Origin of the sequence: Sulfitobacter sp. JL08 (assembly GCF_003352045.1) — a bacterium.
GTDB lineage: Bacteria > Pseudomonadota > Alphaproteobacteria > Rhodobacterales > Rhodobacteraceae > JL08.
The window spans coordinates 3,431,300-3,445,808 of record NZ_CP025815.1 but is presented as its reverse complement, the minus strand read 5'-3'; the positions used below and the strand labels follow the sequence as shown (position 1 = coordinate 3,445,808).

Sequence of the window (14,509 nt, the reverse complement as noted above, 5' to 3'; positions counted from 1 at the left end):
TGGCCTGTTCGCGGTAAGGTGTACGCCCGCCATCCCGAAGGAATCGCCCGATGACCCGTTTCGCTGCCCCCATTGCCGAGCAAATCTGGGATATGAAGTACCGTTTCAAGGACGGTGACGGCACGCCGCGCGATCTGACAGTGGAAGACACTTGGCGCCGGATTGCCCGCGATCTGGCGCAGGTCGAGGACGACCCGAAGGCGTGGGAAGACAAGTTTTACGCCGCTTTGGAAGATTTCAAATACCTGCCCGCCGGTCGTATCACCGCCGGGGCGGGCACGGCGCGGCGCGTGACCCTGTTCAACTGCTTTGTCATGGGCACGATCCCTGACAGCATGGGCGGCATTTTCGAAATGCTGAAAGAAGCGGCGCTGACGATGCAGCAGGGTGGCGGCATCGGTTATGATTTCAGCACCATCCGCCCCAAAGGCGCCGATGTTCTGGGCGTTTCGGCGGATGCATCCGGCCCGCTTTCGTTCATGGATGTGTGGGATGCGATGTGTCGCACGATCATGTCGGCGGGCAGCCGCCGCGGCGCGATGATGGCGACGATGCGCTGCGATCACCCCGACATTCAGGATTTCATCACCGCCAAATCCGATCCGGCACGGTTGCGCATGTTCAATGTGTCGGTTCTGATCACCGATGCATTCATGGACGCGGTCAAGACCGACGGCCCCTGGGATTTGCAGTTTGATGGCAAGGTCTATCACACGGTTCAGGCGCGCGATCTGTGGAACCGGATCATGCAATCGACCTATGATTATGCCGAACCGGGCGTGATCTTTATCGACCGGATCAATGCGGCCAACAACCTGAACTATTGCGAAACCATCGCCGCAACAAACCCGTGCGGGGAACAGCCGCTGCCGCCCTATGGCGCCTGCCTGCTGGGATCGATCAACATGGCGCGGCTGGTATCGGAACCGTTCGGGGAAAATGCCGCGCTGGACGAAACCGCGATGACCGATCTGGTCGCCACCGCCGTGCGGATGATGGACAATGTCGTGGATGTGTCCAAGTTCCCGCTTGAGGCGCAGGCGCGGGAAGCACAGGCCAAACGTCGGATCGGGCTGGGTGTGACCGGGCTTGCCGATGCGCTTTTGATGGTGGGTTTGCGCTATGGTTCGGACGAGGCGGCGCGCCAGACCGAGGACTGGCTGCACGCGATCGCCCGCGCCGCCTATCTGGCGTCAGTGCAACTGGCCAAGGAAAAGGGCGCATTTCCATTGTTTGACGCGGAAAAATATCTTGCGACCGGCCATATGCAGGCGATGGACGATGATGTGCGCGATGCAATCCGCGCACATGGTATCCGCAATGCGCTGCTGACCAGTATCGCGCCGACCGGAACGATCAGCCTTTATGCGGGGAATGTCAGTTCCGGGATCGAACCGGTCTTTGCCTATGCCTACACCCGCAAGGTGTTGCAAAAGGACGGTTCGCGCACGCAAGAGGAAGTGGTGGATTACGCGGTGCGGATGTGGCGCGAGAAATTTGGTGATGCGGATCTGCCGGAGTATTTCGTGAACGCCCAGACACTGGCGCCTCTGGATCATGTGAAAATGCAGGCGGCGGCGCAGAAATGGGTCGATTCATCGATTTCCAAGACCATCAACTGCCCCGAGGATATTTCGTTCGAGGCGTTCAAGGACGTCTACATGGCGGCGTGGGACAGCGGGTGCAAGGGATGCACCACATACCGGCCGAATGATGTGACGGGATCGGTTTTGAGTATTTCTGGACAAATGAAGGATTTGCCGGACCTCGCAACATCTGCCGAGCGGTTGAAATGGGCGCAGGAAAAGGCGGGTTTCAAAACACAGAAAGAAGCGGCTGAAGCCATTGGAGTTGCTCGCAGCAGGTACTCCAACTGGGTAACGCCGAATGTCGACCAGCAGTTATCCAAGGAGGGCGCAGAAGCTGTTGCAAACGCATTTAACATCGATGCTGGTTGGCTTTTGTTTGGATCAAATGATGCCCCCGAAGTCATCACCTCGGACCCGGGCGAACCGCAGCAGCCGCATGGCGATGTGATCTACATGTCCGAACCGCTGGACCGGCCCAGCGAGCTTGAGGGCAACACCTACAAGGTGAAATGGCCCGACAGCGAACACGCGCTGTACATCACAATCAACGATATCGTCATCAACGGCCATCGCCGTCCGTTCGAAGTGTTTATCAACTCCAAGAATATGGAACATTTCGCGTGGACCGTGGCGCTGACGCGGATGGTGTCGGCCGTATTCCGGCGCGGCGGGGATGTATCTTTCGTGGTGGAGGAACTGAAAGCGGTGTTTGATCCGCGCGGTGGCGCGTGGATGGGGGGCAAATACATCCCGTCCATTCTGGCAGCGATCGGCGGCGTGATCGAACAGCATATGATCGCGACAGGGTTCATCGCCGGCGAAGGCATGGGGCTGAAGGTGGACCCGAAGGCCAAGGTTGTGGGGCTGGATGCGCCGCGCGGCAAGGCGTGCCCGAGTTGCGGCCAGTTCGAAATGCACATGCAGGAAGGGTGCATGACCTGCGGCGCCTGCGGCCATTCCAAATGCGGATGAGGGCAATGTGACAGACCTGAACCTCACGCCGCATTAAGGCATCCGCGCAACACCTTTGATTTCTGACACAAATCCGGACTTTTCGCGACGAATCACTTGCGCTAGGGTCTTTTCAATAAAAAAAGACGAGGCGGACATACAGGCGATGAAGACGGGCTTTCGAGGCACGTTTGTCATATCCTGGTCGCAGACCGAGGTGGATGGGCTTGAAGCGGCCCCTGTACAGTCGCTGACTGTGGGGGCGGCGTGGGCGTGGCGCGGAGACGCGGTGCGTGTGGACGGACCATCGGACCTTTTGCGGCTGGATCGGGCGGACGGAGAGACAAACCTGCGCAAGCGGGCGGCACATATGGTGCGCAAGCTGGTAGGCGCGGCCGTTTCCCACACGTCAAATCTGGACGAGATCGAGGTGGACGAGCCGCTGATGGACAGCAGTTTTGTCGTGACGGACGGGGCGCAAAGCTACACGGTGACAGTGATCGAAGTTGGCCCGGGCGCGCGCCCGCTGTTGATGTTTCTGGACGAAATGCCGCCGCGCAATACCGATCTGTGGATCGTGCACCACACGCTTGATACTTCGATGATGAGTCCGATGGGGCCGGCGACGGGCGGGGTGATCTGCTTTACCCCCGGTACGCGGATTGAAACACCAGACGGACCGCGCCGCGTGGAAGAGTTGCGCGAAGGCGACCGGGTGAGCACCAAGGACAATGGCGCGCAGGATATCGCATGGATCGGCAGCCGCCGGATGACGGGCGCGCGGCTTTTTGCAATGCCCAAACTGCGCCCGATCCGGATCCGGGCCGGCGCACTGGGTGTCGAGCGGCCGGATCAGGAATTTCTGGTGTCGCCGGAACATCGCATGCTGATCAAGGGCGATATCGCGCAGGCGCTGTTCAACACGCCCGAGGTGCTGGTATCGGCCAAGGATCTGATCAACGGCAACACCATTTCCGTTGATCTTTTTGTGCGGGAAGTAACCTATATCCACCTTCTGCTGCCGCGCCATCAGGTCATCTGGGCCAATGGCGTGGAAACCGAAAGCTTTCATCCGGCGAATACGGCGCTTTCGACGCTGGAACACGGGGATCGTGTGCGTTTGCTATCAGAATACCCCGATCTTGAATATGATCCCCACACCTATGGCAGCTATGCACGGCGCAATCTTTCGACGTCCGAAGCGGCCATACTGGCCCATAGCGCGGCATAACGCGGACAGGGTGTTGACTCTGTCTTGGGCGCGCGTATAAGCGCGGCTTCATTGGTGTTGGTGGCCCCCGCAAGGGGATGCCTGTCGGGGAAAACCCAGAGGACAACGCCCTTCATAGTCGCCGGTCCCTCGGCGTCGTCTTAAGAAGGAGATCAGCCGTGACAAAACGCACGTCTGCCAAACATAAACTTGACCGCCGGATGGGCGAAAACATCTGGGGTCGCCCCAAATCCCCCGTCAATCGCCGTGAATACGGCCCCGGCCAGCACGGCCAGCGCCGCAAGGGCAAATTGTCCGATTTCGGCATCCAGCTGCGCGCCAAGCAAAAGCTGAAGGGCTATTACGGCGATCTGACAGAAAAACAGTTCCGCCGCATTTACGGAGAAGCCGAGCGCGTCAAAGGTGACACCGGTGAAAACCTGATCGGTCTGCTGGAACGTCGTCTGGATGCGGTTGTGTATCGTGCGAAATTTGTGGCCACCGTCTTTGCGGCGCGCCAGTTCGTGAACCACGGCCATGTCCGCGTGAACGGCAAAAAGGTCAACATCCCGTCCTACCGTGTGAAAGAGGGCGACGTGATCGAAGTGCGTGACCGCTCCAAGCAGATGGCGGCGGTTCTGGAAGCGATCCAGCTGGCCGAGCGCGATGTGCCGGATTATCTGGACGTCGACACAAACAAGCTGACCGCGACATTCGTGCGCACGCCCAGCCTGGGTGATGTGCCTTATCCGGTCATCATGGAACCAAACCTCGTGGTCGAATTTTACGCCAAGAACTAACCGTTTCTGCGTAACGCATTACAAAGGCCGCGATGGATTACCATCGCGGCCTTTTTCCGTTTTGGGATGGCATTGCCGGATTTCCATTGTAAGAACGGCGCGTAACAAGGATGCTGCCGCATGACAAAAATCACCCCGCAACCGGGAATAATGAAGATTGCCCTGTATCAGGGTGGGGCCGCGCATGTCGAAGGCATGTCGAACGCCGTCAAACTGTCATCGAATGAAAACCCGTTGGGGGCGTCAGATGCTGCGACGGATGCCTACCGTCGCGCCGCCTATGATCTGCACCGGTATCCGTCTAGTGATCATCTGGCCCTGCGCACGGCCATCGCCGAGGTTCTGGGCCTGGATGCGAACCGCATAATCTGCGGTGCGGGATCTGACGAGATCATCGCGTTCCTGTGTCAGGCTTATGCCGGCCCGGGGGACGAGGTTATTCACACGGAACACGGTTTCGCGATGTACCGGATTTCCGCGCTGGCTGCCGGCGCCACACCGGTTGAGGTGAAGGAACGGGATCGGGTGACAGATGTGCAGGCAATTCTGGCGGCCTGTACAGATCGCACGAAGCTGGTGTTTATTGCCAATCCGAACAATCCCACCGGAACGATGATCGGAATTTCCGAAATCGAACGATTGGCCAATGGTCTGCCTGCGCAAACGCTGCTGGTGCTGGATGGGGCTTACGCTGAATATGTTGACGGATACGACGGCGGCGCTGCATTGGTGGACCGTCACGAGAATATCGTGATGACGCGCACCTTTTCTAAGCTTTACGGTTTGGGCGGATTGCGTATCGGTTGGGGGTATGGCCCTGCTGGCATCATCGACGTTCTCAATCGCGTGCGCGGACCGTTCAACCTGTCAAATGCCGCGCTGGCCGCGGCCGAAGCTGCGATCCGTGATGTTTCGTTCGCCAATCAGTGCCGCGCTGAAAACACCCGTTGGCGTGCCTGGCTGGCCGAAGCGCTGGCAGAACACGGTGTGCCGTCTGATACATCCTGCGCCAATTTCATTCTGGCACGCTTTGCATCCCAGGAAGAAGCGCAGGCCTGTGATGCCTACCTGCAATCGCAGGGGCTGATTGTGCGTCAGGTGGCCGGTTACAAGCTGCCCAATTGTTTGCGGATTACCGTCGGAGACGAACGCGCCTGCCGGCGTGTTGCCCATGCTGTGGGACAGTTCAAAGGGGGCGCAAGATGAGCGTGATTTATGACCGCATCGCACTGATCGGGTTGGGATTGATCGCGTCTTCGATGTTCTGGGGGATCAAACGGGCCGGGCTGGCGCGGGAAGTGACCGGTTATTCCAGATCGCAGGAAACCAGAGAAACCGCGCGCCGCATCGGCCTGTGTGACAGGGTGTGCGACAGCGCGGTTGACGCCGTCAAGGATGCGGATCTGGTGGTTCTGTGCGTGCCGCCCGGTGCCATGGGCGCAGCTGCCGAGGAAATTGCACCGGCGTTAAAGCCGGGGGCCACGGTTACCGATGTCGGCTCCGTCAAGCGCGAGATCATCAACGCGGTTCAGCCGCACATTCCGGACGCGGTGCATTTCGTACCCGCGCATCCGTTGGCAGGTACGGAACATTCCGGCCCGGAATCCGGATTTGCCGAACTTTTTGACAATCGGTGGTGCCTGATCGTTCCCATCGAAGGGTCTGATCCCGATGCGGTTCAGCGTCTGACCGATTTGTGGCTGGGTCTGGGATCTTATGTCGAAACGATGGATGCGGATCATCACGATCTGGTTGTGGCCGTCACGTCGCACGCACCGCACCTGATTGCCTACACGATGGTCGGCGTGGCCGATGATCTGCGACGCGTCACAGATAGCGAAGTGATCAAGTTTTCTGCCGGGGGTTTCCGTGATTTTACGCGCATTGCGGCCAGCGATCCGACCATGTGGCGCGATGTTTTTCTGAACAACAAAGACGCAACGCTGGAAATTCTGGGCCGCTTCACCGAAGAGCTGTTCGCGCTTCAACGTGCAATCCGAATGGGCGATGGTGAGCATTTGCATGCGTATTTCACCCGCACGCGCAGCATCAGACGCGGCATTGTCGAAGCGGGTCAGGATACGGATGCACCGGATTTCGGCCGCGCCAAAAAGAAATCATGAAGGGCCTGATCTTCATCCTTATGCTGTGGGCCGGTCTGGCACAGGCTGCCCCGGACGTGTCGCCGCGTCCGGTCGCGCGCGGCAGTTTTGATCCGGTGCGTGCTGACCCCGTACCGGTGCGCCCCAAATTGCGGCCGGTTTCGGAACAGATCATTGCAACGCGCAATGTGGGATTGGCGACGATAGACCTTCCGATTTCATTGCGCCCGTTTGCCCGTTCGCCCGAACTGGAACAAAAGGTCATGGGCAAGCGCCGTGCCTTGAAAAAGGGGGCAATGTGCGGTGAAACCGCGCTTCAGGGCGAAGTTGTCGGCTTTGTGCCCAGTGAAACCAAGGGATGCGGTATCAAGGATGCGGTGCGCATCCGGTCGGTTTCGGGGATCGTGCTAAGCCAGGCGGCGCTGATCGATTGCCCCACGGCGCAAGCCCTGCGCAAATGGGTCGACAAAGGTTTGACACCCGCGCTTAAGTCACGTGGGAATGTCGCCCAGATCAAGGTGGCGGCGCACTATGCGTGCCGGACACGCAACAGCCAGCGGGGCACACGCATTTCAGAGCACGGTAAAGGCCGGGCAATCGACATCTCGGGGTTTGTGATGCAGGACGGATCCGAAATCACGGTGCTGAAAGGGTGGCGTGATGACAGCACCAGCCGCGCAATGCGCAAGATGCACAAGGCGGCGTGCGGTCCCTTTGGGACGGTTCTTGGCCCGCAAGCCGACAGGTTTCATCAGGACCATTTCCATTTCGATACCGCGCGGTATCGCAGCGGAACCTTTTGCCGCTAGCGCAGGAAAAATCTTGGGGCGGGGCCAACCGGAACCGGGCCCAAAAAGATGTAGCCGTCGCGCAAACCCAGTTCCACATCCAGCGTTTCGCTGTTGCCGCTGAGTTTTGCAAGCAATCCCACCACGTCTTCTGTAGCGTCGATGATCTTTGGCGACACGCTGCCGGACTGTTTGGCAAGAGCAAGCATGTCGCGCCAGTTGTCGGCCTTGATTGCGACCTGTCCGGTCGGCATGCTGCCGGCATCAATGTCAATTGCGCCTGTGGCCAGCAACCGCAATTCGCCCCAATGGCCCTCAAGCAGCTTGAGCGCGATTGCGCGCGGTTGCGGGCGTGACTGTTCCAGCGCTGTCCTGTCCCAGACGCGATCAAACGTGACCGTCATGTCCAATGCCAGTGTATCAAAGACCAGAGGCCAGGAATCGGGTAACCGCATCGCGGCGCGCGGGATGCTGCCGGGCTGAAAGCCGGTGGCAGACATGTTCATCCGGTATTGTTCAGGGCGCTCGGTCTGTTGCGCCGAAATGACCAGATCGGATGCCCCGAACAGGGTGCCGCCTTCTTGCACGACCCCCCATTGTCCTGCCAGAAGCGACAGGTCCTGAACCTCAAGCTGAGTGCCCGGTTTCAGGCGCAAGCTGGCTGTTGTCTCTGTCGTTGTCAGATCCAGTGACTGATCCAGATAGGACAGGCGTTGGGGCGTCTGCGGAAAGGTGATCGTCACATGCCCGGGCCACCAGGTTGGTGCACTGAGTGTCAGATCATCTGCCTGCCACGCAACGCCCGTGCCCGGATCCGCCAGTGCTGGCTGGTCCAGCGCCGTTGTTACCCTTAGCGGATAGCCGGTTGTCGTGGCGTTGGCGTATTCTGCCTGCCATCCGTTGGCGCGCTGGCCATCAAACCATGCCGCCAGTCCGCTGCGGATCCCATAGGCCGTCAAAGCCCAGTACCCGGACCAAAGCACCGCCGCCAAAACAAGAATTTTCACGATCAACTTCACTTGCACACCTTTTCCCTGCCGTCGGATTGTTATTTATAGGCGCTGACAGGGAAGGGCCAGCAACATGACACTCTGGGTATTCGGATACGGATCACTGCTTTGGAATCCCGGCTTTGACGTGGCAGAGCAACAGATGGCGACGCTGCATAACTATGCGCGCTCATTTTGTATGCGATCAATCCACCACCGCGGAAGCGAGGCAGAGCCCGGGCTGGTTCTGGCGCTGGACGAGGTGCAAAATGCAAGATGCGAAGGCGTTGCGCTGGCCGTTCCGGACGGGCAGGACGAGGCCGTGCTGACATATTTGCGCGAACGCGAACTGATCTCGTCAGCCTATCTTGAAAAGATGCTGGATGTGACGTTGCAGGATGGTCGTCAGGTGACGGCGGTGGCTTATGTGATCGACGCGGATCATGTGCAGTATTGCGGTAACCTGCCACTTGAGGAGCAGGCCCAGATCATTGCGCGCGCTGTGGGCGGGCGTGGCCCCAATACCGAATATCTGTACAATACATGGGACCATCTGTTGGGTCTTGGCCTGCACGATCCCGATCTGGAATGGCTGTCGCGGCGGGTCCGTGCGCTGGCCACATAAACCCTTGGCGCTGCCTGCCGTTTATCTGTAGGGTTCGGGCAGAGCAGAACAAGTGTCAGGACCGCATCAGATGGCGCCGACAGGCCGTGATATAAGACCCCAGTTTTCACAACCCGTTCGTCAGATCCTGCTGATGCTGATCGTGCTGGGCCTGTCCGGCTTTGGCGCGTTTGTCGCATTGCCGCGTGTTTTGCCGGTGTTTCAGGCCAACCCCTATCTGAACGGCTTTATTCTGATGGTGTTCCTGATCGGGGTTGTGTCTTGTTTCTGGCAGGTGTTGCAACTGATCGGATCGGTGCGCTGGATCGAAAGTTTTGCCAGCGATGTGATGGTCCAGAACGTCAAGGCGCCCCCGATGCTGGCACCGTTGGCGGCCCTTTTGCGCACCCGCGGCGCGCGGATGCAGGTGGGCGCATCTTCGACCCGGTCCATTCTTGATTCCGTTGCAACACGGATCGATGAGGCCCGCGAGATCACGCGCTATATCGTCAATTTGCTGATTTTCCTTGGCCTTTTGGGCACGTTCTACGGATTGGCAACCACGGTTCCGGCGATGGTCGATACGATCCGCAGCCTTGCCCCCGAAGAAGGCGAGGCCGGGGTCGAGGTGTTCAATCGCCTGATGACAGGTCTGGAGGACCAGTTGGGCGGCATGGGCGTTGCGTTTTCGTCGTCTTTGCTGGGTCTGGCCGGATCGCTGATCGTGGGGCTGCTGGAACTGTTCGCAGGTCATGGCCAGAACCGGTTTTACCGCGAACTGGAAGAATGGCTGTCTTCGATCACCCGTGTCGGATTTTCATCCGGCGACGAAGGCGGCGGTGATCACGGCGTGATGGCGGGTGTTCTGGAAAACCTGAACGAACAGATGGAAGCGCTGCAACAGATGTTCACCCAGTCCGATATCAGCCGGTCGATGGTGGATGAAAAGCTGGGGTCTGTGGCGGATGCGATGCAGGGACTGACCGCGCAGATGGACGGAGGCGCCAGTGCCACAGCCGCGCTGGAACGCGTCGCGGACGGGCAGGAGCGTCTGATCGAAATGATGATCGCGCACGGCCCCGGAGAAGGGCTGGACGCGGAAAGCCGGATGCGCCTGCGGTCGATCGACGTGCAGATGTTGCGTATTTTGGAAGAGATTTCTGCGGGCCGTCAGGAAGCGATGTCGGAACTGCGCACAGATATCGCATCGCTTAGCCGGGCGATCACGCAATCGCGTTCGCTGGTGCGGATGCGCAAACCCACAGACCCGCAGGAGAAATAACCGATGGCCTTGTCGCGGCGCACAGGCCAGCGGTTTCAGGGCTCGATCTGGCCCGGCTTTGTTGATGCAATGACAGGCCTGTTGCTGGTTATGATGTTCGTGCTGACCATTTTCATGGTGGTGCAATTCGTGCTGCGCGAAACGATTTCGGGACAGGAAAGCGAACTGGATATCCTGTCGTCCGAAGTTGCGGCGCTGGCGCAGGCATTGGGTCTGGAAGAACGGCGTGGCCAACAGCTTCAGGCGCGCATGGGCGCGCTGACCGAAACGCTGAACAACCGAACAAGCGAATTGCAAAGACAGGCGGCGCTGATCGCCAGTCTGACCAGCGAACGTGACAGTCAGGCCGCAGCGCTTGAAGATGCGCAGACCCGTATCACCAGCTTTGAGGCGCAGGTTGCGACCCTGTTATCCCAGCGTGAAGATGCGTTGGGCACAATTGCCACGCTGGAAAGCGAACAGGATCGGCTTCTGTCCGAGAAAGAACAATTGCTGGCAGAGCAAGGCCGGCTGATGTCGGAACAGGACGCGCTGAATTTGGCCTTGGCACAGTCCCGTTCCGAGGTTGATGCCCAAAGCGAGGCGGCGCGTCTGGCCGCCGCCCGCCGCGAGGCGCTCGAGGCGCTGGTGGCTGATCTGCGCGCGCAAAACGCTGATGCAACGGCGCAGGCAGATGCGCTCAGCACGCAGTTGGATGAAACGCAACAAGCCCTGAGCGAGGAAGAAGCCGCGCGTCTGGCCGAAGCGGCGGCGGCCGAGGCCTTGCGTAAGCGTCTGGAAAACGCGGATGCCGAACTGACCGCGATGACCCTGTCGCTTGAGGCGCAACGGCAAGAGGCCGAAGATACGCTGACCTTGTTGGCCGCCGCGCGCGCCGCACAAGAAGAACTGGACGCGCGTCTGTTGGCGGCGCTGGGCGAAGTGGACACATTAAAATCCGATACCGCCGCTGACGTGCAGGCGCTGAAAGACCAGTTGAGCGAAATGATGGCGGCGCGACTGGCCGCTGAAGAAGAGGCCGATACCCAACAAAGCCTGGCCGAACGACGCGCCGCCTTGCTGGCGGCGGCCAACCAGACGCTAGCACAGGAAGAGGCCGCATCTGCAGAAAGCCAGCGCCAGACCGAATTGCTGAACCAGCAGGTCGCGGCCCTGCGGAACCAGCTGGGCGAATTGCAATCCCTGCTGGATGAGGCGCGCGCCCGCGATGTGGCGGCCAATGTGCAATTGGAATCGCTGGGTGCAGAGTTGAACACGGCGCTGGCCCGCGTCGCCGCCGAAGAACGCAAGCGCCGCCTGCTGGAAGAGGCCGAGCGGATCCGGCTTGAAGAAGATCGCAAGCGGCTGGAAGCAGAACGCAACCAGCTGGTTGACCAGACACAGGATTTGCAGAAATACCGGTCCGAGTTTTTTGGCCGTCTGCGGGACGTTCTGGGCAATCAGGAAGGCGTGCGGATCGAAGGCGACCGTTTTGTGTTCTCGTCCGAGGTGCTGTTTCCGCCCGCCAGTGCCACATTGTCTGATGAAGGCCAGCAGGAGATCGCCAAGATCGCCACGATCCTGCAAAGCGTGGCCGACGATATTCCGCCCGAAATCGACTGGGTGATCCGCGTCGACGGACATACGGACAACCAACCGTTGTCGGGCTTTGGCGAATTTGCCGACAACTGGGAGTTAAGTCAGGCCCGCGCGCTTTCTGTTGTGCGCTACATGACAGGCAGTTTGGGTATTCCGCCGGATCGGCTGTCTGCGAACGGTTTTGGTGAATTCCAGCCCGTCAACACCGCAGACACACCAGAGGCTTATGCCCAGAACCGCCGGATCGAATTGAAGTTCACCGAAAAATAGAACCTAGGCGCAGGGTTCTGCCAATATTTGCATTGCCACCTGTGCCTCGCTTGACAGTTTCGCGCTTTGCGCCGTTTCCAGAACCAACGCCTTGCCGGTCGGGACGATCTGCCTAAAGGGCTGAACAAGATCGCCTGCGTCCAGCGCAGCTTGCACAAGACAGCGATGGCCCATCAGAACGCCGGCGCCGTTGCGTGCTTCCTCCAGTGCTAGGCTGTAAAGGGAAAACTGCGGACCACTTGCGATATTGGAAAGGAAACATCCGGTATGGTCAGCCCATAGTGCCCAATCGCCAAACCAAGTCGCATCATGCAACAGCACTTGGGAAGACAGTTGGTCTGGTGTGGTCAGATGCGCTGCAATTTCGGGGCTGCACACCGGAAAAATGACGTCAGGACAGATCACTGTTTCGCCCGCGCAGTGCGACGGTTTTCTTATGAACAGGCTAAGGTCAAACAACTCGCGGTCCAGGTTGGGCGGCGTTTCTACGGCAGACACCGACAATTTCAACCCGGGCAAGGCCGCGCGCAGGCGGGGCAATCGCGGGGCCAACCACAACTGAGCGATACTGGGCAGCAGAGCCAGATGCAGGGTGGGTTGTGGCGTTGTTGCGCGCAAGGCCCTTACGGCGTGGCCCAGTTCGTCAAAAGCCGCGGAAAACTGCGGCAAAAGATCGGCGCCTGTCTTGGTCAGCCGAACCCCTTGCGAACGGCGTTCAAAAAGAAGTGTCCCTGTCCACCCCTCCAGCGTGCTGATGTGCTGAGAAATAGCACCGGGTGTGACACCCAATTCTTCTGCAGCGCGGGCAAAACCGCCCATTCGACCGGCCGCCTCAAAGGCGCGTAATGCGTTCAACGGTGGGCCTTTCGGGCGGGGTGGGGAAACTGACATAATCTAGCCTTAGTTTTTCTAATGACAAAAATACATAATCTGGTTTGCGTCCGGCGCATAGTAATTTCAAAATGAGTCAGACCTTAGGAGACATCCCATGAAACTTGCCCCCCGAGATTGGGTTCCCACCGAATGTGAAGCCCGCGTTCAGGACATAGCGCAGCGCACCCGGCCAGCGCCGTCGCGTGACGTCGCCGCGCGGATCACGGCACTGGCTGCGGAAAACCGGAAAATCCACGAGGTTGATTGCTTTAACCTGAACCCGGCCACAAACGTGATGAACCCCAAGGCCGAGGCATTGTTGGCCTCGGGTATCGGGTCGCGTCCGTCGCTGGGATATCCTGGTGACAAATATGAAATGGGCCTTGAGGCGATAGAAGAGATCGAGGTGATTGCCGCCGAGCTTTGTGCCGAAGTGTTTGACGCGAAATTTGCCGAAATACGCGTTCCGTCGGGTGCGATTGCAAATTTGTGCGGGTTTATGGCCACCTGCAAACCGGGTGATACGATCATCGTTCCCCCCGCATCAATTGGCGGGCACGTCACCCATCACAGCGCAGGATGCGCCGGCCTATACGGGTTGCGCAGTGTGGAGGCCCCGATCAATGCCGATGGCTACACGCTGGACGTAGACGCCCTGCGCGATCTTGCACGGGCTGAACGCCCCAAACTGATCACAGTGGGCGGCAGCCTGAACCTGTTCGAACACCCTGTTGCCGAAGTGCGCGCCATCGCGGACGAAACCGGTGCCAAGGTTTTGTTCGATGCGGCCCATCAATGCGGGATCATCGCGGGCAAGGCATGGAAGAACCCGCTGCATGAGGGCGCGCATCTGATGACGATGAGCACCTACAAAAGCCTGGGCGGTCCGGCAGGCGGGCTGATCGTGAGCAATGACGCGGAACTGGCGCGCGCGCTGGATGCCATTGCGTTTCCGGGCATGACTGCGAATTTCGATGCTGCGAAGTCGGCTGCGCTGGCCGTGGGAATGCTGGATTGGCGCGATCGCGGGCCTGCCTATGCGGCTGAAATGATCGCTGTGTCCAGAGCGTTCGCCGGTGCGCTGGACCGTGCAGGATTGCCGGTGTTTGCCAAGGATCGCGGATTTACCCGTTCGCACCAGTTCGCCATTGCAGCGGCGGATTTTGGTGGCGGGCAGGCAGCATCGAAAACCTTGCGCAAGGCAGGGTTTCTGGCCTGCGGGATCGGGTTGCCGATTGCACCGGTTGCCGGCGACATGAACGGCCTGCGTATCGGCACACCGGAACTGGTGCGCTGGGGGGTAGGCGTGCAGCATGTTGATGAACTGGCTGATCTGATCGCGACAGCCCTGCGTTCAAACGCCCCGGAACACCTGGCCGCCCGCACATCGGCGTTTCGGCAAAGGTTTGACCGGTTGCACTTTGTCAACTGAACCAAAGGCACGGTTGCCAAAACCGGCTGTGCTTTCTAATC

Annotated in this window: 12 protein-coding genes; 10 read left to right on the top strand and 2 right to left on the bottom strand. The window is 59.4% G+C overall.

The window, feature by feature from the left end; genetic code table 11:
* Positions 1-50 precede the first annotated feature (50 nt).
* The 6 genes from C1J05_RS16995 (at position 51) to C1J05_RS16970 (ending at position 7,461) form a co-directional block, all read left to right on the top strand.
* Positions 51-2,561 (top strand): adenosylcobalamin-dependent ribonucleoside-diphosphate reductase, encoded by a 2,511-nt coding sequence (locus C1J05_RS16995; RefSeq protein WP_114871288.1) that lies wholly within the window; start codon positions 51-53, stop codon positions 2,559-2,561.
* A 145-nt stretch (positions 2,562-2,706) separates the two neighbouring features.
* Complete coding sequence (locus C1J05_RS16990) at positions 2,707-3,771, top strand: Hint domain-containing protein (RefSeq protein ID WP_114871287.1); 1,065 nt, start codon at positions 2,707-2,709, stop codon at positions 3,769-3,771.
* A gap of 158 nt (positions 3,772-3,929) precedes the next feature.
* A complete protein-coding gene (rpsD, locus tag C1J05_RS16985; RefSeq protein ID WP_114871286.1) occupies positions 3,930-4,550 on the top strand; it encodes a 30S ribosomal protein S4 in 621 nt (206 codons plus the stop codon).
* A gap of 120 nt (positions 4,551-4,670) precedes the next feature.
* A complete protein-coding gene (gene hisC / locus C1J05_RS16980) occupies positions 4,671-5,756 on the top strand; it encodes a histidinol-phosphate transaminase (protein WP_114871285.1) in 1,086 nt (361 codons plus the stop codon).
* Positions 5,753-6,673 carry a prephenate/arogenate dehydrogenase family protein gene (locus C1J05_RS16975; protein ID WP_114871284.1) on the top strand — a complete coding sequence of 307 codons (921 nt, stop codon included), beginning with the start codon at positions 5,753-5,755 and terminating at the stop codon, positions 6,671-6,673. The genes hisC and C1J05_RS16975 overlap by 4 nt, the downstream gene beginning before the upstream one ends.
* Positions 6,670-7,461, top strand: coding sequence for an extensin-like domain-containing protein (locus tag C1J05_RS16970; RefSeq protein WP_114871283.1), 792 nt, complete (start codon positions 6,670-6,672; stop codon positions 7,459-7,461). The genes C1J05_RS16975 and C1J05_RS16970 overlap by 4 nt, the downstream gene beginning before the upstream one ends.
* On the opposite strand, the gene C1J05_RS16965 is transcribed toward C1J05_RS16970, so the two are convergent.
* Positions 7,458-8,447 carry a DUF2125 domain-containing protein gene (locus tag C1J05_RS16965; RefSeq protein WP_205388981.1) on the bottom strand — a complete coding sequence of 330 codons (990 nt, stop codon included), beginning with the start codon at positions 8,445-8,447 and terminating at the stop codon, positions 7,458-7,460. The genes C1J05_RS16970 and C1J05_RS16965 overlap by 4 nt on opposite strands.
* Before the next feature lie 76 nt (positions 8,448-8,523).
* Here C1J05_RS16965 and C1J05_RS16960 point away from each other — a divergent pair, with 76 nt between their 5' ends.
* The 3 genes from C1J05_RS16960 to C1J05_RS16950 all read left to right on the top strand — a co-directional run bounded on the left by C1J05_RS16960 (position 8,524) and on the right by C1J05_RS16950 (position 12,163).
* A complete protein-coding gene (locus C1J05_RS16960) occupies positions 8,524-9,054 on the top strand; it encodes a gamma-glutamylcyclotransferase (protein WP_114871281.1) in 531 nt (176 codons plus the stop codon).
* A 70-nt stretch (positions 9,055-9,124) separates the two neighbouring features.
* On the top strand, positions 9,125-10,315 hold the full coding sequence (locus C1J05_RS16955) for a biopolymer transporter ExbB (RefSeq protein WP_114871280.1): 1,191 nt from the start codon (positions 9,125-9,127) through the stop codon (positions 10,313-10,315).
* Between the two features lie 3 nt (positions 10,316-10,318).
* A complete protein-coding gene (locus C1J05_RS16950) occupies positions 10,319-12,163 on the top strand; it encodes a peptidoglycan -binding protein (RefSeq protein WP_114871279.1) in 1,845 nt (614 codons plus the stop codon).
* Between the two features lie 3 nt (positions 12,164-12,166).
* Here the strand turns inward: C1J05_RS16950 and C1J05_RS16945 are convergent, their stop codons facing one another.
* Positions 12,167-13,054 carry a LysR family transcriptional regulator gene (locus C1J05_RS16945; RefSeq protein ID WP_114871278.1) on the bottom strand — a complete coding sequence of 296 codons (888 nt, stop codon included), beginning with the start codon at positions 13,052-13,054 and terminating at the stop codon, positions 12,167-12,169.
* Between the two features lie 97 nt (positions 13,055-13,151).
* Between C1J05_RS16945 and glyA the strand changes: the two genes are divergently transcribed.
* On the top strand, positions 13,152-14,468 hold the full coding sequence (gene glyA / locus C1J05_RS16940) for a serine hydroxymethyltransferase (protein ID WP_114871277.1): 1,317 nt from the start codon (positions 13,152-13,154) through the stop codon (positions 14,466-14,468).
* The last annotated feature ends 41 nt before the right edge of the window (positions 14,469-14,509 follow it).

Bases quoted from the DNA above. Each gene is read 5' to 3' on its own strand.
- C1J05_RS16995 (WP_114871288.1), top strand. From the start codon at position 51: ATGACCCGTTTCGCTGCCCCCATTGCCGAGCAAATCTGGGATATGAAG.
- C1J05_RS16990 (WP_114871287.1), top strand. From the start codon at position 2,707: ATGAAGACGGGCTTTCGAGGCACGTTTGTCATATCCTGGTCGCAGACC.
- hisC (WP_114871285.1), top strand. From the start codon at position 4,671: ATGACAAAAATCACCCCGCAACCGGGAATAATGAAGATTGCCCTGTAT.
- C1J05_RS16975 (WP_114871284.1), top strand. From the start codon at position 5,753: ATGAGCGTGATTTATGACCGCATCGCACTGATCGGGTTGGGATTGATC.
- C1J05_RS16970 (WP_114871283.1), top strand. From the start codon at position 6,670: ATGAAGGGCCTGATCTTCATCCTTATGCTGTGGGCCGGTCTGGCACAG.
- C1J05_RS16960 (WP_114871281.1), top strand. From the start codon at position 8,524: ATGACACTCTGGGTATTCGGATACGGATCACTGCTTTGGAATCCCGGC.
- C1J05_RS16955 (WP_114871280.1), top strand. From the start codon at position 9,125: ATGGCGCCGACAGGCCGTGATATAAGACCCCAGTTTTCACAACCCGTT.
- C1J05_RS16950 (WP_114871279.1), top strand. From the start codon at position 10,319: ATGGCCTTGTCGCGGCGCACAGGCCAGCGGTTTCAGGGCTCGATCTGG.
- C1J05_RS16945 (WP_114871278.1), bottom strand. From the start codon at position 13,054: ATGTCAGTTTCCCCACCCCGCCCGAAAGGCCCACCGTTGAACGCATTA.
- glyA (WP_114871277.1), top strand. From the start codon at position 13,152: ATGAAACTTGCCCCCCGAGATTGGGTTCCCACCGAATGTGAAGCCCGC.